The 18667-nt window shown below is 65.7% G+C and carries 15 protein-coding genes; 10 read left to right on the top strand and 5 right to left on the bottom strand.

Annotated features, from left to right (window positions below; genetic code table 11):
- Positions 1–58: 58 nt before the first annotated feature.
- Genes L6D75_RS03090 through L6D75_RS03080 form a run of 3 tightly spaced genes read left to right on the top strand, consistent with a single transcriptional unit; the run spans position 59 to position 1570 of the window.
- Entirely contained in the window at positions 59–304 is a 246-nt protein-coding gene (locus L6D75_RS03090; RefSeq protein WP_176511431.1) for a 4Fe-4S dicluster domain-containing protein, read from the top strand.
- Positions 305–329: 25 nt separating this feature from the next.
- Positions 330–1295, top strand: coding sequence for a HEAT repeat domain-containing protein (locus tag L6D75_RS03085; RefSeq protein WP_176511432.1), 966 nt, complete (start codon positions 330–332; stop codon positions 1293–1295).
- A complete protein-coding gene (locus tag L6D75_RS03080) occupies positions 1295–1570 on the top strand; it encodes a DUF971 domain-containing protein (protein ID WP_236193414.1) in 276 nt (91 codons plus the stop codon). Before L6D75_RS03085 ends, L6D75_RS03080 begins: the two co-directional genes overlap by 1 nt.
- A 109-nt stretch (positions 1571–1679) precedes the next feature.
- Here the strand turns inward: L6D75_RS03080 and L6D75_RS03075 are convergent, their stop codons facing one another.
- The gene (locus L6D75_RS03075; protein WP_176512006.1) at positions 1680–2543 is read right to left on the bottom strand and encodes an ABC transporter ATP-binding protein; all 864 of its coding nucleotides are present in this window, start codon (positions 2541–2543) and stop codon (positions 1680–1682) included.
- Positions 2540–4126 carry an ABC transporter permease gene (locus tag L6D75_RS03070; protein ID WP_236193413.1) on the bottom strand — a complete coding sequence of 529 codons (1587 nt, stop codon included), beginning with the start codon at positions 4124–4126 and terminating at the stop codon, positions 2540–2542. The genes L6D75_RS03075 and L6D75_RS03070 overlap by 4 nt, the downstream gene beginning before the upstream one ends.
- Before the next feature lie 297 nt (positions 4127–4423).
- Here L6D75_RS03070 and L6D75_RS03065 point away from each other — a divergent pair, with 297 nt between their 5' ends.
- A complete protein-coding gene (locus L6D75_RS03065; RefSeq protein ID WP_176512005.1) occupies positions 4424–5467 on the top strand; it encodes an ABC transporter substrate-binding protein in 1044 nt (347 codons plus the stop codon).
- 37 nt (positions 5468–5504) lie between these two features.
- Positions 5505–6410, top strand: a complete 906-nt coding sequence (locus tag L6D75_RS03060) for a TauD/TfdA dioxygenase family protein (RefSeq protein ID WP_176512004.1) — start codon at positions 5505–5507, stop codon at positions 6408–6410.
- A gap of 114 nt (positions 6411–6524) precedes the next feature.
- On the opposite strand, the gene L6D75_RS03055 is transcribed toward L6D75_RS03060, so the two are convergent.
- Entirely contained in the window at positions 6525–7433 is a 909-nt protein-coding gene (locus L6D75_RS03055) for a LysR family transcriptional regulator (protein WP_176512003.1), read from the bottom strand.
- 193 nt (positions 7434–7626) lie between these two features.
- On the opposite strand from L6D75_RS03055, the gene L6D75_RS03050 reads away from it, so the two are divergent.
- The 5 genes from L6D75_RS03050 (at position 7627) to L6D75_RS03030 (ending at position 16249) form a co-directional block, all read left to right on the top strand.
- Positions 7627–9966 carry a TonB-dependent receptor gene (locus L6D75_RS03050; protein ID WP_176512002.1) on the top strand — a complete coding sequence of 780 codons (2340 nt, stop codon included), beginning with the start codon at positions 7627–7629 and terminating at the stop codon, positions 9964–9966.
- An 18-nt stretch (positions 9967–9984) separates the two neighbouring features.
- The gene (locus L6D75_RS03045; protein ID WP_176512001.1) at positions 9985–11661 is read left to right on the top strand and encodes an aryl-sulfate sulfotransferase; all 1677 of its coding nucleotides are present in this window, start codon (positions 9985–9987) and stop codon (positions 11659–11661) included.
- Between the two features lie 276 nt (positions 11662–11937).
- Positions 11938–13380, top strand: coding sequence for an NADP-dependent succinate-semialdehyde dehydrogenase (gene gabD, locus L6D75_RS03040; RefSeq protein ID WP_176512000.1), 1443 nt, complete (start codon positions 11938–11940; stop codon positions 13378–13380).
- 177 nt (positions 13381–13557) lie between these two features.
- Positions 13558–14835, top strand: a complete 1278-nt coding sequence (gene gabT / locus L6D75_RS03035) for a 4-aminobutyrate--2-oxoglutarate transaminase (protein ID WP_176511999.1) — start codon at positions 13558–13560, stop codon at positions 14833–14835.
- Positions 14836–14971: 136 nt separating this feature from the next.
- Entirely contained in the window at positions 14972–16249 is a 1278-nt protein-coding gene (locus L6D75_RS03030) for a response regulator (protein ID WP_176511998.1), read from the top strand.
- 102 nt (positions 16250–16351) lie between these two features.
- Here the strand turns inward: L6D75_RS03030 and L6D75_RS03025 are convergent, their stop codons facing one another.
- On the bottom strand, positions 16352–17338 hold the full coding sequence (locus L6D75_RS03025) for a GGDEF domain-containing protein (protein WP_176512009.1): 987 nt from the start codon (positions 17336–17338) through the stop codon (positions 16352–16354).
- 141 nt (positions 17339–17479) lie between these two features.
- Positions 17480–18664, bottom strand: a complete 1185-nt coding sequence (gene desA, locus L6D75_RS03020; protein WP_176511997.1) for a delta-9 fatty acid desaturase DesA — start codon at positions 18662–18664, stop codon at positions 17480–17482.
- Positions 18665–18667: the final 3 nt, after the last annotated feature.

Below are 18667 nucleotides of genomic sequence, written 5' to 3'. Positions count from 1 at the left end.
CTTGCCGGCGAAAGGGCCATCAGCCTCACCGAATAACCAGAACAAAGGACCCCGTGACATGCCCTACCAACCCCAGGAAATCTTCTTTCGCAGCAGCGCCCCGGTCACCATCGACGAAGACAAATGCATTGCCGAAAAGGGCTGCACCGTGTGCGTCGAGGTCTGCCCCATGGACCTGCTGGCGATCAATCCGGCCACGCAGAAGGCCTACATGGCGTTCGACGAATGCTGGTACTGCATGCCCTGCGAGAAGGACTGCCCCACCGGTGCGGTGAAGGTCGACATCCCTTACCTGCTGCGCTGAACCACCCGCCACTACGGACCGCGCCATGACTGAACGAAACACCGACAACCCCGAGATCCTTGCCCTGCTGCCGCGCCTTGAGGCCAGCGACGCTGGCGTGCGGCGCATCGCCCTGATCGAGCTGGCCGACCTGGAAGACCCGGATGCCTTGCCTTGGCTGACCGATGCGCTGCTGGTCGATGCCGCCGCCGAGGTTCGCAGCGAGGCCGCCCGGCTGCTCGAAGCCTGGGAGGAGCCCGAAGTGGTGCAGGCCTTGTGCGCCGCGCTGGCCGATGGCGCCGAGCCGGTGCGCCTGGCAGCAGCCCAGAGCCTCAGCGAACTCAAGAGCCTCGAAGCCGGCCAGCTGATTTTGCCCTGGGCCAGCCACGCCGATGCCTTCGTGCGCGCCAGCGCCCTGCGTGCCTTGCGCGAGCTGCGCCTGGAAGAGGCCGCGGCGCCGGCGCTGCTGGCGCTGGCCGATGACGATGCGGCCGTGCGCCGCGAGGCGGTGGGGATTCTCGGTTGGCTCAAGCATCAGCCCGCGTTGCCGGCCCTGGCCCGGCTGGCCGAGGCCGAGCCGGACACCGAAGTACGCCGGGCGGCCATTGGCGCGCTGGGCCTTGCCCGCGACAGCGCCGTGCTGCCGGCGTTGATCGCCGCGCTGCATGACGAGGCCTGGCAAGTGCGTGAAGAAGCCGCCACCACCCTGGGCAAGGTAGGCCAGGAGCAGGCCGGCCCGGCACTGGTCGCGGCGCTTGCCGATGGCTTCTGGCAGGTTCGCCTGCGCGCTGCGCGCTCATTGGGGCGGCTGCGCCATGCCGCGGCGCTGGACGCGCTTGGCGAGCTGCTCGGCCATGGCATAGCCAACCTGCGCAAGGAGGCTGCCCTGGCGCTGGGCGAGCTGGGCCAGGCGCGTGCCTTGCCGGTGCTGCAGGCTGCCGAGGCAGACAGCGACCCGGAGGTGCGCAAGGCCGTGCGCATTGCCTTGGCGCAACTGCGCGGGGCAGCGTGATGAATGCGCCGGCGGCCATTCGCAACCTGCGTGGGCCTGGGGCGTTGGTGTTGCAGTGGGCCGATGGCGAGCGCAGCATCAGCCACGCTCGCCTGCGCGGCGCCTGCCCGTGCTCGCAATGCCGTGCGGCGCGGCTTGCCGGGCGCATCGCCGTGGTCCGCGAGGATGTGCGCGTGGAGCGGGTCGAGGTGCAGGGGTATGGGGTGCAGCTGGTGTTCAGCGATGGGCATGAGCGGGGGATCTATCCCTGGGCCTACCTGCACGATCTGGGTTGAAGCGACCGGCCCCATCGCCGGCAAGCCGGCTCCCACAGGTACAGCGCAGGGCTTGAGAACTGTGCGGTCCCTGTGGGAGCCGGCTTGCCGGCGATAGGGCCAGTAGCCTTCACAAGGCAATCAGCTCCGGCCTCAACCCCTCGACGCGCCTTGCTGGCGCCGGCAGATACCCTCCATCCCCCGTGATCTGGTGCAGCACCTTCTCGCGCAACCCATGCAGCGCCACCCCCGTGCGCAGCCGCGGGTGCGGCAGGTCGATCTCGACCACCGCTTTGATCCGCCCCGGGCGCGGCTCCAGCACCACCACCCGGTCCGCCAGGTAGGTGGCTTCCTCGGCGTCGTGGGTCACCAGCAAGGTGGTGATCCCGGCCCGTTCGCGGATGGCCAGCAGCTCATCCTGCAGCTGCTGGCGGGTCAGCGCATCCAGGGCACCGAACGGCTCGTCCAGCAACAGGATGCGCGGGCTGGCCACCAGCCCGCGGGCGATCGCCACGCGCTGGGCCATGCCGCCGGAGAGCTGGTGCGGGTAGGCCGACTCGAAGCCGACCAGGCCCACCAGCAGCACGAATTCATGCACGCGGCGGGCGCGTTCGCCCTGGGTCAGCGGCTCGTTGACCAGGCCCAGGGCGATGTTCTGCTCCACCGTCAACCAGGGGAACAACCGATGCTCCTGGAACACGATCCCGCGCTCGCCGCCAATGCCGCGAACGGCCTGGCCATCGACGCGGATGTTGCCGCTGTAGTCGGTGTCCAGCCCCACCAGCAGGCGCAGCAGGGTCGACTTGCCACAGCCGGACGCCCCGACGATGGCAATGAACTCGCCTTCGTTGATCGACAGGTTGAAATTGCGGATGGCCTCGAAGGGCTGGCCATCGACGCTGAACACCTTGCCGACGTTGTCGAAGCTGACCAGCGCGGGCGTGCTGTCGGGTTGGTTGGCGGCCAGCAAGTGCGATGTGTTGAAAGCGTTCATGCGGTTCTCCAGCGCGTGGCGCGCGATTCGAGGCGTTGTCCAAGGGTGCCGAGCAGGGCGCCGACCAGGCCGATCAGGACCATGGCCGCCATCACCTGGTCCATGCGAAACAGCTGCTGCGCGCCGATCATCAGGCTGGCGATGCCGCCGTCCGAGGGCATGAAGTATTCGGCGCCGATGGTGCCCAGCCAGGCATAGATCAGCGACAGGCGCAGGCCGGCGAAAATCGCCGGGGCAGCGCCGGGCAGCACCAGCAGGCGCAGGCGTTGCCACAGGTTCAGGCGCAGCGTGCGGGCGGCTTCGCCCAGTTGCGGCGAGAGGCTGGCGATGCCGCGCTGGGTGGCGATCAGCAGCGGGAAGAACGCGGCCAGGGCGACGAACACCTGCTTGGCGCCTTCACCCAGGCCGAACCAGGCCGTAAGCAGCGGCACCCAGGCAAACAGCGCGACCTGGCGCAATGCCGACAGGCTCGGCCCGAACAGCCGCTCGGCGGTGTGCGAAAGGCCCAGCAGCAGGCCCATCAGCAAGCCCGCGCCGCCGCCGAGCAGCAAACCGCCCAGGGTGCGCTGCAGGCTCAGCAACATGGCTTGCGGCAGCGAACCGTCGGCCAGGCCAGTGAACAGCGTGTGCAGTACTTCAAGTGGCGAGGTCAGGATGTTCGCGTCGACCCAGCCCAAGCTGCTGCTGGCCTGCCACAGCGCCAGCAGCGCTGCCGGCAGCAGCAGGCTTTGCCAGCCCTTGGGCACTGGCCCGCGCTGCTGTTCGCCGGTAGCCGGTTGCGGCCAGTACAGCAGGCGCTTTTCCAGGGACGAAAAGCTGCGCTCCAGCAGTGCGCCGACCAGGCCGATCACCAGGATGCACAGCAGCACCAGGTCGAGCATGAACAGCTGCCGGCCCCACACCATCAGGTAACCGATGCCTTCGCTGGAGGCCAGCAGTTCCACGGCCAGCAGCGAGGTCCAGCCTGTGGCCAGGGCCAGGCGCACGCCGGTGAGGAAGGCGGGTAGGGCAGCCGGCAGCAACAGCCGCAGGAACAGCAAATGCCGCGGCAGGCGCAGCGCGGCAGCGGCTTCGCGTAGCTTGGGCTGGGCATCGCGCACACCGACCAGGGTGTGCAGGGTGACCGGCACTACCACGGCCTTCACCAACACCACCAGCTTGAGCAGTTCGCCGATGCCGAAGCACAGCATGAACAGCGGGATCCACGCCAGGGTGGGGATCTGCGCCAGCGCCACGAAGGTCGGCAGCACCAGCGTTTGCGCACGCCGCGAAGTGCCCAGCCAGGTCCCCAGCAACAGGCCGCTGGCGATACCGGCGAGCAGCCCCCAGAACAGCCGCTGCAAACTTATCCACAAGTGCCCCCAGAGCTCGCCGGAGCCAAACTCCAGCGCGCTCTGCCACACCAGCGAAGGCGCCGGCAGGATCTGCTCGCTCATCCAGTGCTGCCGGCTCGCCACCACCCACAGCAGCGCAATCAGCAGCGGCAGCACCCACGGCAGGGTGTGGGAGCGGCCCAGTGCCGCGAATGGGCCAAGCAGCGGCCCCCGAATGCCCTCTCGCCCCTTGCTCAGAACTCCATTCATCAGGCATCTCTCGAAGCGTTTCTAGGTTATGCACTTATGGAATGAAAAATTCACATATGTGCCTTTCAAGAGATAAGAGCATGCAGCTCTTGCAGGCGGAAGCCTCCTGCCATTGCGTTTTCCTCATATTTTCCATGCGTTTTCCGCAACCTGCCCGGTGGGCCGCATACCGCTTGGTTTATGTCTTCTGGTTACTAAAAAATGAAGTTTTGATCTTTGTAGGTTCTAACCAGACCTGCCTAGCTTCTGGCCAAAGCGCCGGCCCTCGCCGGTGGCAGCCTGCCAAGGAGCCTTGCCATGAAAACCCCATTGCGCCACCTGATCCACGCCCTCGGGCTGGTCGGCCTGTTCACCCTCAATGCCCAGGCCGCCGAGCCGGCCAAGCCCGAAACCATCCGCATCGCCGTGCCCGACCTGAGCGCAGGCAGCAAGCACAGTGCCGGCGGCGTGGTCGATGTGCTGCGCGATCAGCAGCTGCTGGAGAAGGAATTCGCCAAGGACGGCATCCGCATCGACTGGCACTTCTTCAAAGGCGCGGGGCCGGTGATCAACGAGGCGCTGGCCAACGGCCAGGCCGACTTCGCCTACCTGGGCGACCTGGCGGCGATCGTCGGCAAGGCCAATGGCCTCGACACCCGCGTGCTGACGGCCGGCGTGCGTGGGGTGAAAAGCTACCTGGGCGTGGTGCCGGGCTCCGGCATCAAGACCCTGCACGACCTCAAGGGCAAGCGTGTCGCGGTGTTTCGCGGCACCGCCAACCAGCTGTCGTTCGCCAGTGCGCTGGCCAGCCAAGGCTTGTCCGAGCGCGACCTGAAAGTGATCAACCTGGACTTCAATGCGGCCAACGCCGCCATTGCCGCCCGGCAGATCGACGCCACCTGGGGCCTTTCCAGCCTGCTGTCGCTGCGTGAGCGCGGCCTGGTCGAGCTGCCGGTCAGCTCCCGCGACCTGCAAGGCGCCGGCAGCACCCAGGCGGTACTGCTGGGCACCGGCGAATTCATCGGCAAGTACCCCGAGCTGGTGCAGCGCCTGGTCAATGCCCAGGAGCGTGCCGCCAGGTGGCTGCGCGACGAACACAACCGCGACGCCTATGTCGACCTGGTGGCCAGCAATGCGAACTGGCCGCGCAGCATCCTCGCCGACGACCTGGCCCAGGAAGACCTCGCCCACTACTTCGATCCACGCCTGGATGCAGGCTTCGTCGCCCAGCTGCAGCAAGGCGTCGACCTGGCCGCCAAGGAACGCCTGATCCGCCGCAGCTTCCAGGTGGCCGACTGGATTGATACCCGCTTCCTCGATGCTGCCTTGCAACAGGAACAGGCCGTGCAGGCCGCCCGTTGAACCCACACCCGACCATGACTGAGAAAGGACCACGACCATGAGCAATGCCGCACTGGCCACCGCGCCGCAAGCCCTCGAACTCGATATCCACCCGGTCGCCGGCCGCATCGGCGCCGAAATCCGCGGGGTGAAGCTGTCCGCCGACCTCGATGCCGACACGGTCGCGGCCATCCAGGCCGCGCTGGTCAAGCACAAGGTGATCTTCTTCCGCCAGCAGGCGCACCTGGACGACCTGAGCCAGGAAGGCTTCGCCAAGCTGCTCGGCGAGCCGGTGGCGCACCCCACCGTGCCGGTGGTCGACGGCACCAAGTACCTGCTCCAGCTCGATGGCGCCGAAGGCCAGCGGGCCAACTCCTGGCACACCGACGTGACCTTCGTCGATGCCTACCCCAAAGCCTCGATCCTGCGCAGCGTGGTGGCCCCGGCTTCCGGTGGCGACACCGTGTGGGCGAACACGGCTGCGGCCTACCAGGAGCTGCCCGAGCCGTTGCGCGAGCTGGCGGACAAACTGTGGGCGGTGCACAGCAACGAATACGACTACGCCAGCATCAAGCCCGACGTCGACCCGGCCAAGCTCGAACGCTACCGCCAGGTGTTCACCTCGACCGTATACGAGACCGAGCACCCGGTGGTGCGGGTGCACCCGGTCAGTGGCGAGCGGGCGCTGCAGCTGGGGCATTTCGTGAAACGCATCAAGGGCTATTCGCTGGCGGATTCGCAGCATTTGTTCGCGGTGCTGCAGGGGCATGTGACGCGCCTGGAGAACACCGTGCGCTGGCGCTGGCAGGCGGGCGACGTGGCGATCTGGGATAACCGGGCGACGCAGCATTATGCGTTGGATGACTACGGCACCCAGGCGCGCATCGTGCGCCGCGTGACCTTGGCGGGCGAGGTGCCGGTGGGGGTCGATGGGCAACTGAGCCGGACTACGCGTAAGGGCTGATATTGCTGGGGCCGCTTTGCGGCCCTTTCGCGACACAAGGCCGCTCCTACAGGGGATCGCGTATTCCTGTAGGAGCGGCCTTGTGTCGCGAAACGGGGGCAAAGCCCCCGCCCATCACCCCTCGCCATCACAGGCAATCAGTTGCCTGACCAGCCCCTGCGCCAACGGCGACAAGCCATACCCCACCCGGCTCACCACCCCGTAACGGGTGTAGAACGACTCCTCCTGCTCCGGCGCCAGGTCCGCCAACTCAAGCGCCACAAGCCCTGTCTGGTAGGGCCGCAGGTTGGCACTGCAGGCGATGCCGATGGTGTCCGAGTGCATCACCACATTCAGCAGTGCATAGCCATGCTCGCATTCCACCGTCGGCAGAAAGTCCTGCCGGCCGCTGAGGTCGCTGAGCACCTTGCGGATGTTTGGCGGGCGGAAGGTGGTGGCCAGCGGGTAATCGAACAGGTCCCGGGCATTGACCTGGCTGCGCGTGGTCAGCGGGTGGCCGGCGCGGCAGCAGAAGTGCCAGCGCTGGGCTGTCAGCTTGTGCACGCGGTAGTCCGGGTCGGACTCGAACTGGCGCGTGTCGGCGACGAAGAACTCGATCTCTTCGGCCATCAGCTTGCGGTTCAAGGCCTGCCAGTTATCCACCTGGAAGCAGGTGCGCGCCGCCGGGTATTCGGCGACGAAACGCGCCACGGCCCGCGGCACCAGGCCGCCGGCTGGCGCAGGGCCGGAGCCGAAGCGCACCACGCCGGTGGTGGCGCCGTTGAACTGGTGGATCTCGTTGACCAGGTTGTGCGCCCCGTGCACCAGGCGCCGCGAATGCTCCAGTACCAGCAAGCCCTGGCGGGTGGGCGACAGCTCCTTGCTGGCGCGGTCGACCAGGCGGCAGCCAACGTTGTGCTCCAGGGTCTGGATGCTGCGGCTGAAAGCCGATTGCGACAGGTTCACCGCAGCCGCCGCAGCGACAAAACTGCGGTGCTCGACAAGGGCGATGAAGTGGCGGAGCTGGCGGAGGTCGATATGCATTTTCTACATGGAAACTTTCGGTCGAATGCAATTGATGAACAGGGTGAGCCCCCTTATAAAGGGTGTTACTTATTCCACAAAATATGAATTACAAATATTTATATCACTTAAAAGAATATAAGCCCGACTGACCGCGATTCGGTTCCGCCAACGGAAATGCTCGCTCAGGGCCCATGCCTCAAGGAGCATTTGCATGACCCGAGTTTCTCGTTGGCCAACGCGCGTGTCGCGGGCCGCCTTGCACCCCCTGGCCGCTGGCGTGTTGCTGGCGGCTTCGGGCAGCAGCTTCGCCGAAGCGCTGCCCAGCACTGCCACCCCCGGCGTGGAACAGGACGCCAAGCTTGGCACCGTCACGGTCAATGCCCGGCGCCGCGAGGAAACCGCGCAGGACGTGCCCACGCCGATCAGCGTGCTCGACAGCGAAACCCTGGAAACCCAGCGCATCTACCGTGTGCAGGATCTGCAACAGCTGGTGCCCAGCACCAACGTGGCCTATGTGCATGCGCGCCAGTCGAGCATCTCGATTCGCGGCCTGGGCAACAACCCGGCCAGCGACGGCCTGGAAGGCAGCGTCGGCATCTACCTCGACAACGTCTACCTGGGGCGCCCGGGCATGGCGGTGTTCGACCTGCTCGACGTCGAGCAGCTCGAGGTGCTGCGCGGCCCGCAGGGCACGCTGTTCGGCAAGAACACCACGGCGGGGGTGCTCAACATCACCACGCGCAAGCCGACCTTCCACCGCGAAGGCAGCATCCAGCAGTCGATCGGCGAAGATGGCTACCTGCAGACCCAGGGCAGCTTCTCCGGGCCGATCAGCGACACCCTGGCCGGGCGCATCAGCGCCTACCACACCGAAGACGACGGCTACGTGAAGAACATCCACGACGGCCACGACCTCAACGGCGGCAAGCGCCAGGGCTTTCGTACCCAACTGCTGTTCAAGCCCAGCGAAACCTTCAACCTGCGCTGGATCGGCGACTACAACGAAGAGGACTCCGACAACGGCATCCTCAGCCTGTACAGCACCGGGCCGACCATCAATGGCGTCAACCGCTACGAAAGCCTGGCGGCCCAGGCGGGCGCGACGCTGGTATCGGGCAAGCACCGCAAGGTCAATTTCGACGCCGACCAGCAAGTGACGGTGTTCCAGGGCGGCACTTCGGTCGAGGCCAACTGGACCCTGCCCAACGACTTCACCCTGACCTCGATCACCGCCTACCGCTGGTGGGACTTCACCCCGCGCAACGACGACGGCCTCAACGTGCCGGTGTTCTACAGCGCCGGGGTCTCGGTGCGCGACAAGCAGTACTCGCAGGAAATCCGCCTGGCCTCGCCCACTGGCGGTGCCTTCGACTACGTGCTCGGCGCCTACTACTTCAAGCAGGACCTGGACAACACCTCCTTCACCTATTACGGCCCCCAGGCCGACGTCTGGAACCTCACCCCGGCCGGCGCGCTGAACAACGTCAACACCATTGGCGACGGGCACATCGACACCGACAGCTACGCCCTGTTCGCCCAAGGCACCTGGCACCTCACCGAGCGCCTGGACTTCACCGCCGGCGTGCGCGGCACCTATGAAGAAAAAAGCGCCTGGGTAACCCGCGATGCGCCGGCAGGTGGCGCTGCAGTAACCGGTGCCGCCGCAGCGGCGCGCCAGGGCCGGGTGGGGGCCTACGATTCGGGCGACCTCAACCAGTACAGCTTCAGCCCCTCGGGCCTGCTCGGTTTGAGCTACCGCTTCAACGAGCAACTGCTCGGCTACGCCACCCTGACCCATGGCGAGAAGTCCGGCGGCGTCAACCTCACCGTGGGTGCGGCGCCGCGCCTGGGTACCGATTCGTTGCTGGTCGGCAGCGAGCGGGTCAACAACGCCGAGCTGGGCCTCAAGAGCACGCTGTTCGACGAGCGCCTGCTGCTCAACGCCAACCTGTTCTGGGCCGAAGTACATGGCTACCAGGCCAACGTCTACGACGAGACCAACCGCGTGCAGTACCTGGCCAACGCCGGCAGCGTGCGCTCGCGGGGCCTGGAATTCGAAGCCACGGCGCTGCCGATTCGCGGCCTGACGGTGAACTTCAACGGCTCGTGGAACGACGTGCGCTACACCGACTACGAAGATGCCCCGTGCCCGCCGGAAGTGAGCCTGGCCAACGCCGCCGCCACCTGCGACCTGTCCGGCCACCAGGTGGTCGGCGCCTCCAAGTACATCGCCAACCTCAACGGCCAGTACAAGTGGCAGCTGGCCGAGCACGTCGAGCCCTACGTCACCGCCAGCTATGCGTTCCGCTCCAAGGCGGTGGGCACCATCGACGATTCCGACTACGGCCAGATCCCCAGCTACGCGCTGGTCAACCTCTCCACCGGCGTGCGCCTGGACCAGGGCGACGGCGTGCTCGACCTGTCGCTGTGGGTGAAGAACGCCGGCGACAAGACCTACTTCACCAGCCTGTGGAACTCCGCCAACGGTGGTTATGCCGGTGTGCTCGGCACCCCGCGCACCTTCGGCGCCACCGCCCGTTACGACTTCTGAGTAAAAAGGAGCTTTGCCATGAATGCCAAAACCGAAAACCCCGTATTGCCTGAAGGCGCCTGCCTCACGGCCAAGGTGCCCGAGCATGACGACGCGCTGCTCGGCGATGTGCTGGTCAACCCGTACCGCCTGGCGCCGCTGACCGCGATCATCCGCGACGGCGGGCGCGCCCTGAGTTCGGCCCACGTGCGCGTGCTGGGCCGTGGCGAGCGCGGTGTCGACATCGCCTACGAGGTGTCCGACCGTTCGCTGTGGACCTACGGCGGCATCCCGGTGTTCGGCCTGTACCCGGACTACGTCAACCAGGTGGAAGTGACCTACAAGCTCGATGGCGAACGCATCCGCCAGCGCTACCAGATCTACGCGCCTGCCGTGCGCCTGCCGGTGGTGGCCAAGCAGACGGCCGCGTTGCCGGAAGTGGAGCCGGTCAAGGTCGCCCCTGGCTTTGAAAACCGCCTGTACCTGTTCAACCACCTGCAAGGTGACATCCCCGGCGCGCGCGCCTTCAAGTGGAACGGCCTGGGCGGCGCCGCCGAGTGGGACCAGGTGGGCAACAACTGGATCGCCGACAGCAATGGTGACGTGCGCTGGTACCTGGACATCGAGCAGATCCACGACTCCAACCGCCGCGACGGCTTGGGCGGCACCATGGGCTTCCAGCAGACCCGCGACGGCAAGCTGATCTGGGGCCAGGGCCAGACCTACTCCAAGTTCGACCTGCTCGGCCGGCGCATCTGGCAGCGGACCCTGCCCGACAAGTTCGCCGACTTCTCCCACGAAATCCGCGAGACTGCCAACGGCACCTACCTGCTGCGCGTCGGCACCAGCGACTACCGCCGCCCGGACGGCAAGCGCGTGCGCTCGATCCGCGACCACATCATCGAGGTCGATGAAGCGGGTGATGTGCTGGACTTCTGGGACCTGAACCAGATCCTCGACCCCTACCGCGGGGACCTGCTGGAAACCCTGGGCAAGGCGGCGTTGCAACTGCCTGAGGGGGTACGCAAGCAGGACGACCGCCTGGCCAACGAACTGGCCGAAGGCGACCTGCCGTTCGGCGACACCCCGGGCGTGGGCACCGGGCGCAACTGGGCGCACGTCAATGCCATCGACTACGACGCCGATGACGACAGCATCATCGTTTCAGCTCGCCACCAGGGCGTGGCGAAGATCGGCCGCGACAAGCAGGTGAAGTGGATCCTGGCCTCGCCGCAAGGCTGGCCGCAGCGCTTGCAGGGCAAGGTGCTCAAGCCGATTGCCAGCGAAGGCTTCGACTGGTCCTGGACCCAGCACACCGCCTGGTTGACCGGCAAAGGCACGCTGACCGTGTTCGACAATGGCTGGGGGCGCGACTTTGCCCCGACCAAGCTCAGCGGCAACTACAGCCGGGCGGTGGAATACAAGATCGACGAGGCCAAGGGCACGGTCGAGCAGCTGTGGGAGTACGGCAAGGAGCGTGGCGACGAGTGGTACAGCCCGGTGACCTCGGTGGTGGCTTACCGGCCGGAAACCGATACCCAGTTCATCTATTCGGCTTCGGTGAACTTCCTCACGCCGGAGAAGCTCACCACCACCGTGCTCAACGAAGTGCGCCGCGGCACCCAGGAGGTGCTGGTGGAGCTGAAGGTGCATAGCCGCCAGCCGGGGAGTGTGGGTTACCGGGCTTTGGTGATCGACTTGGCCAAGGCGTTCTGAGTCATTCTGTTCGGGAGGGCCGTCGGTCCTCCTTTCACATTTTCTTCAGTTCATTCGTCTAACCTGTACTGGCCCTATCGCCGGCTTGCCGGCGATAGGGCCAGTTGCTGCTACAAAAAACATGAAATCCCCTCCGGGTGTTCAACCATTCGTTCTTTTTTTCGAACAGCCTATTGTCCTACACCCCAGCATCCCCTTAGCATTCGTTTGAGATTTCAAACGCTCGATGCCCTGTATTGGGCGCTTTTCAATAATTCAACAATTCGGGAAGCCGACATGCAGCTCAAAGACGCTCAGTTGTTCCGCCAGCAAGCCTTCATCAACGGTGAGTGGCTGGATGCGGACAGCGGCCAGACCATCAAGGTGACCAACCCGGCCACCGGTGAAGTCATCGGTACCGTGCCGAAGATGGGCACCGCGGAAACTCGCCGCGCCATCGAAGCCGCCGACAAGGCCCTGCCGGCCTGGCGTGCACTGACCGCCAAGGAGCGTTCGGCCAAGCTGCGTCGCTGGTTCGAACTGATGATCGAGAACCAGGAAGACCTGGCCCGCCTGATGACCACCGAGCAGGGCAAGCCACTGGCCGAAGCCAAGGGCGAAATCGCCTACGCTGCCTCGTTCATCGAGTGGTTCGCCGAAGAAGCCAAGCGCATCTACGGCGACACCATCCCGGGCCACCAGGCCGACAAGCGCCTGATCGTCATCAAGCAGCCGATCGGCGTTACCGCCGCCATCACCCCGTGGAACTTCCCGGCCGCGATGATCACCCGTAAAGCCGGCCCGGCCCTGGCCGCCGGTTGCACCATGGTGCTCAAGCCTGCCTCGCAGACCCCGTACTCCGCCCTGGCCCTGGTCGAGCTGGCCAACCGTGCCGGCATCCCGGCTGGCGTGCTGAGCGTGGTAACCGGCAGCGCTGGCGAAGTCGGCGGCGAGCTGACCGGCAACTCCCTGGTACGCAAGCTGTCCTTCACCGGCTCGACCGAAATCGGTCGCCAGCTGATGGAAGAATGCGCCAAGGACATCAAGAAGGTTTCCCTGGAGCTGGGTGGCAACGCCCCGTTCATCGTGTTCGACGACGCCGACCTGGACAAGGCGGTCGAGGGCGCGATCATCTCCAAGTACCGCAACAACGGCCAGACCTGCGTCTGCGCCAACCGTATCTACGTGCAGGACGGTGTCTACGACGCCTTCGCCCAGAAGCTGGCCGCTGCTGTTGGCAAGCTGAAGATCGGTAACGGCCTGGAAGAAGGCACCACCACTGGCCCGCTGATCGACGGCAAGGCTGTCGCCAAGGTCCAGGAACACATCGACGACGCCGTATCCAAAGGCGCCAAGGTACTGGCCGGCGGCAAGATCATCGAAGGCAACTTCTTCGAGCCGACCATCCTGGTCGACGTGCCGAAGTCGGCTGCTGTGGCCAAGGAAGAAACCTTCGGCCCACTGGCGCCGCTGTTCCGCTTCAAGGACGAGGCCGAAGTCATCGCCATGTCCAACGACACCGAATTCGGCCTGGCCTCGTACTTCTACGCCCGCGACATGAGCCGTGTGTTCCGTGTTGCCGAGGCCCTGGAATACGGCATGGTCGGCATCAACACCGGCCTGATCTCCAACGAAGTCGCGCCGTTCGGCGGCATCAAGGCTTCGGGCCTGGGCCGTGAAGGTTCCAAGTACGGTATCGAGGACTACCTCGAGATCAAGTACCTGTGCATCAGCATCTGATGTACTGAAGGTTTTACCTCTGCCAGCGGGGCGCGAGAGCGACGTCTCGCTGGCCTTTTTGACATGCAGTACCTGGTGGCCTGGGCACCTGTGACAGTCGATCAACGAATACTGATCACAGGCACACCCAGCCACCCCCGAGTAAAAGCGCCGCTGACCGGCGCAAATGAGGGCATTATGAGCAAGACCAACGAATCCTTGATGCAACGTCGTGTAGCCGCCGTCCCACGTGGCGTTGGCCAGATCCACCCGATCTTCGTCGACACCGCGAAGAACGCGACCGTGATCGACGTTGAAGGCCGCGAACTGATCGACTTCGCCGGCGGCATCGCAGTACTGAACACCGGCCACCTGCACCCGAAAGTGGTTGCAGCCGTGCAAGAGCAGCTGACCAAAGTCAGCCACACCTGCTTCCAGGTGCTGGCCTACGAACCCTACGTAGAGCTGTGCGAGAAGATCAACAAGCTGGTTCCAGGCGACTTCGACAAGAAGACCCTGCTGGTGACTTCCGGCTCCGAAGCCGTTGAAAACGCCGTCAAGATCGCCCGTGCCGCCACTGGCCGCGCTGGCGTGATCGCCTTCACCGGCGGCTACCACGGCCGTACCATGATGACCCTGGGCCTGACCGGCAAGGTCGTGCCGTACTCCGCTGGCATGGGCCTGATGCCAGGCGGCATCTTCCGCGCCCTGTTCCCGAGCGAACTGCACGGTATCAGCGTTGACGACGCCATCGCTTCGGTCGAGCGCATCTTCAAGAACGACGCCGAGCCACGCGACATCGCCGCCATCATCCTCGAGCCAGTACAAGGCGAAGGCGGCTTCCTGCCAGCGCCGAAAGAGCTGATGAAGCGCCTGCGCGAGCTGTGCGACAAGCACGGCATCCTGCTGATCGCCGACGAAGTACAAACTGGCGCCGGCCGTACCGGTACCTTCTTCGCCATGGAACAGATGGGCGTCGCGCCTGACCTGACCACCTTCGCCAAATCCATCGCTGGCGGCTTCCCGCTGGCCGGTGTGTGCGGCAAGGCCGAATACATGGACGCCATCGCTCCAGGCGGCCTGGGCGGCACCTACGCCGGTTCGCCGATCGCCTGCGCCGCGGCCCTGGCCGTCATCCAGGTGTTCGAGGAAGAGAAACTGCTGGACCGCAGCAAGGCTGTTGGCGAGCGCCTGACCGCTGGCCTGCGCCAGATCCAGGAAAAGCACCCGATCATCGGCGACGTGCGTGGCATGGGCTCGATGATCGCTGTGGAAGTCTTCGAAAAAGGCACCCACACCCCGAACGCTGCTGCCGTCGCCCAAGTGGTTGCCAAGGCACGTGACAAGGGTCTGATCCTGCTGTCCTGCGGCACCTACGGCAACGTCCTGCGTATCCTGGTTCCGCTGACCGCCGAAGACGCGCTGCTGGACAAAGGCCTGGCCATCATCGAAGAGTGCTTCGCTGAACTCGCCTGATGTGACGCGCTTCATAAAAAAACCCGCCTAGGCGGGTTTTTTTTGTGCCCAAGAAAGGCCCGTGAGGCTAAGGTGATGGCAGGACTTGCCTTGGAAGCTGCGACGGATTGCGTGTCAGGGATATCAGGAGTTGGCCATGAACGCTGCAGACCCCACACCACCTAGCGTACTGATCGCCGAGGGCGACCCCTGGGTACGCGACATGCTGCGTGAAATGCTGCTGAGCGTGCGCTGCGACGCCCGCCTGCAGGTGTGTGCCGATGGCGCCCAGGCGCTGACGGCGCTGGCCAGCAAACCCGACCTGATCATTGCCGCCCGCGAGTTGGCCGGTATCGATGGCCTCGACCTTTTGCGCAAGGTGCGCGCCAAGGGGCCGGGCCTGCCGTTCATCCTCATGAGCAGCCGCAGCGACAGTGCCAGCGTGCGCGAGGCGTTGCCCCTGCACCCCACGGCCTACCTGAGCAAGCCGCTGAACATGGACAACCTGCGCAAGCGCCTGGAGGAGCTGCTGCTGGCCGTGGGCCAGGAAATCGCCTGCCCGGTGCCACCGCTGCAGCCCGGTGCCAGCTTGCCGGCCTTTCTCGAGCAGCGCCGCGCCAGCGCCGACGGCGGCCCGCTGTTCGCCGATGTGCAGCAGGCGATCCAGCGCGCGCTCAACCCCCAGGGCTTGAACCTCAAGGTGCTGGAAGAAGAGGTGCGCAGCGACCCGCAAGTGACCGCCGTGCTGATCGCCGCCGCCAACAGCGCTGCCTTGCACCGCGACGCACCGGTGCAAACCCTGATGCAGGCGCTGAACAAGCTGGGCAGCACCCAGAGCATGAACCTCATCCTGGGCCTGACCCTCAAGCGCAGCGCACGCCTGAGCGACCCCTTGCTGGCGCAGCAGGCTGCGCATTTCTGGAACCTGTCGCTGCACACCGCCGAGTACGCCCGTTCGCTGGCGCGCATGCTCGAACTGGACGAAGAGCGCTGCTACTGCGCCGGGCTGTTGCATTGCCTGGGCGACCTGGCGGTGTTGCGCTGCCTGCAGGAGTGGCAATTGGCTGGTGGCGAGCTGGACGAGGCGCGGGTCAAGGCCTCGCTGGATGACTTCGGCGCGGCGTTCGGCTCGGCCTTGCGCACCCGCTGGCGCTTGCCGCTGAGCCTGCGTGAGCTGATTGCGGCGATCTACCAGCTGGGCGGTGGGGTGTATTCGCGGGAGATTTTGGCGATGAACCTGGCCGGGCAGTTGGCGCGGTTGCCGGCGGCGCAGGGGCTGGAGAAGGTGGCCAGCAACAAGACGGCGCGCTTGCTCAAGGTGGGGCTGCCGGAGTTGAGCCGGTTGCGCAAGGTGCAGGCGCCTGTGGATGAACGGCAGGGAGATGAAATCAGGGATGAACAACCGCCTGCGCCTGACGAAACTGTTTCGACTTGAGATCCTGGGGCCGCTTCGCGGCCCTTTCGCGACACAAGGCCGTTCCTACGGTCTCCTGTAGGAGCGGCCTTGTGTCGCGAACGGGGCGCATAGCGCCCCCCGCTAACCCCGCACGATCTGGTTCTTGCCCTGCCGCTTGGCCCGGTACATCGCCGCGTCGGCCCGGGCAAACAGGCTGTCCAGCGCTTCGTCCTCATGGCTGAGCCCCGTCAACCCCTGGCTCACCGTCACCCCATACGTCTGCTCGCCATGGCTGAAGCTCAGCCGCTGAATCTCCCGCTGCAGCCGCTCGGCAATCTGCTCGGCAACCTGCGCACTGCAGCCTGGGAACACCGCCGCGAACTCTTCGCCACCAATGCGCCCGAACAGGTCGCCGCGGCGCAGCACGGCCTTGCCGCTGTCGGCGATGCGCTGCAGCACCTGGTCGCCTTCCTGGTGGCCGTAGTTGTCGTTGATCTGCTTGAAGTCATCGATGTCCAGCAGCAAGAACGCCAACGGCGTGCCGTCCTCGCGGGCGCTGTCGAAGGCCTGGCGGGCGCAGTCGAAGAAGTGCCGGCGGTTGCTGCTCTGGGTCAGCACATCGGTGGTGGCCAAGCGCTGCAGCTCGCCCTCGAGCTGCTTCTTTTCGGTGATGTCCTCGGCGATGCCGACGATGATCACCCGGTCACCCTCGCGCTGCTGGTTGATGTAGCACTTGTCGCTCAGCCAGCGCAGTTCGCCGCTGGCGTTGAGGATGCGGTACTCGCGGTCTTCCACGGCGCCCTTAATCAGCACCTGGGCCAGGCTGCGCTCGGCGTACTCGAGGTCGTCGGGGTAGATGCTGTCGCGCCATTCGTTGTAGTCGGCCAGCACCAGGCTGGCCGGGCGGCCGAAGATGCGTTCATAGGCGGGGCTGACGTAGAGCACCTGGCGGGTTTCCCAGTCGAACGCCCAGAGCACGGCGTTGACGCTGTCCAGCAGGGCACTGTAGAGCTGCTCGCGCTCGCTCAGGCGGGCGACTTCGCCCTGGGCGTGGAGCAGGGCGAGCAGGGTTTGCGCCGCTGCGGGCGGGGCGTTGCCGGGCAGGGATGAATTGATGTTCTTGGCCATGTGCACGGAGCGGTTCTCGACGGGAAGGCGTGCGGCCACGAACCGGCCCGCCACGCGGGCGATGTGCCGGATTCGAGTGTGTCGGAGGGGGTGAAGTTCCGGGCCGGCACGCCCCGCAGCAGGGCGTGCCGATCAACGGCATCAGGCGCCGTTGGGGCGCAGGGAGTAGGTTTTCAGCTGTGCGGCGAAGTCGTGCAGGGCATGGATGCCGCTGGCTTCGGCCTCGTGTACCCAGTCCTTCATGGCCGCCAGCATGTCGTGGCCGTTGGCACTGGTGCGGGCCCAGATCTGCTGCAGCGCCAGGCGTTTTTCGTAGATGGTCTTGAGCGCCTGGCTATGGGCGAGCATCGACTCGATGCGCACGTGGTGGCGGTCCTGCAGCAGGCTGGTTTCCCGCGACAGCAGGCGCTTGGCGCGGCGGAAGCGGTGGCGCATCGAGGTGTCGACCTTGGCCAGCTCCTGCTTGACCAGCGGGCCGATCACCAGCTTGCGGTACTGGGCCATGATCTGGAAGCGGTTGTTGAGGATGGCCATGGCGGTGTCCATGTCCAGGCTGGCCTTGCCTTCGACGCGGTGGGCGATGGGCGCCACGCGCTGCACCTTGGCCAGGCGCAGCAGGCACAGCACGCGGATCCACATCCAGCCCATGTCGAACTCCCAGCGCTTGACCGACAGCTTGGCCGAGTTGGGGTAGGTGTGGTGGTTGTTGTGCAGCTCTTCGCCGCCAATGATGATGCCCCACGGCACCAGGTTGGTGGCGGCGTCGCGGCACTCGAAGTTGCGATAGCCCACCGCGTGGCCCAGGCCGTTGACCACGCCGGCGGCCCAGAACGGAATCCACATCATCTGGATGGCCCACACGGTGATGCCCAGGGTGCCGAACAGCAGCAGGTCGAGCACCGCCATCAGGGCGATGCCGCCGAGCTTGTAGCGCGAGTAGACGTTGCGCTCGACCCAGTCGTCGGGGCAGTTCTTGCCGTAGATGCGCAGCGTCTCGGGGTTGCGCGCCTCTTCGCGGTAGAGCTCGGCGCCCTTGCGCAGCACGGTGCTCAAACCCTTGTACACCGGGCTGTGCGGGTCATCCGGGGTTTCGCACTTGGCGTGGTGCTTGCGGTGCACGGCCGTCCATTCACGGGTGTTCTGCGCCGTGGTCAGCCAAAGCCAGAAGCGGAAGAAATGCTTGAGCGCGCCGTTGAGTTCCAGGGCGCGGTGGGCGGAATAGCGGTGCAGGTAGATGGTGACGCTGACGATGGTCACATGAGTCATCAGCAGGGTAACGCCGACCAGTTGCCAGGCGGACAGGTCGAGCAGGCCGTAATACCACATAGG

The organism is Pseudomonas faucium, from assembly GCF_021602585.1.
Classification (GTDB): Bacteria; Pseudomonadota; Gammaproteobacteria; order Pseudomonadales; family Pseudomonadaceae; genus Aquipseudomonas; species Aquipseudomonas faucium.
Note: the sequence above shows the minus strand (reverse complement) of the source record. Positions and strands in the feature narration are given on the sequence as shown.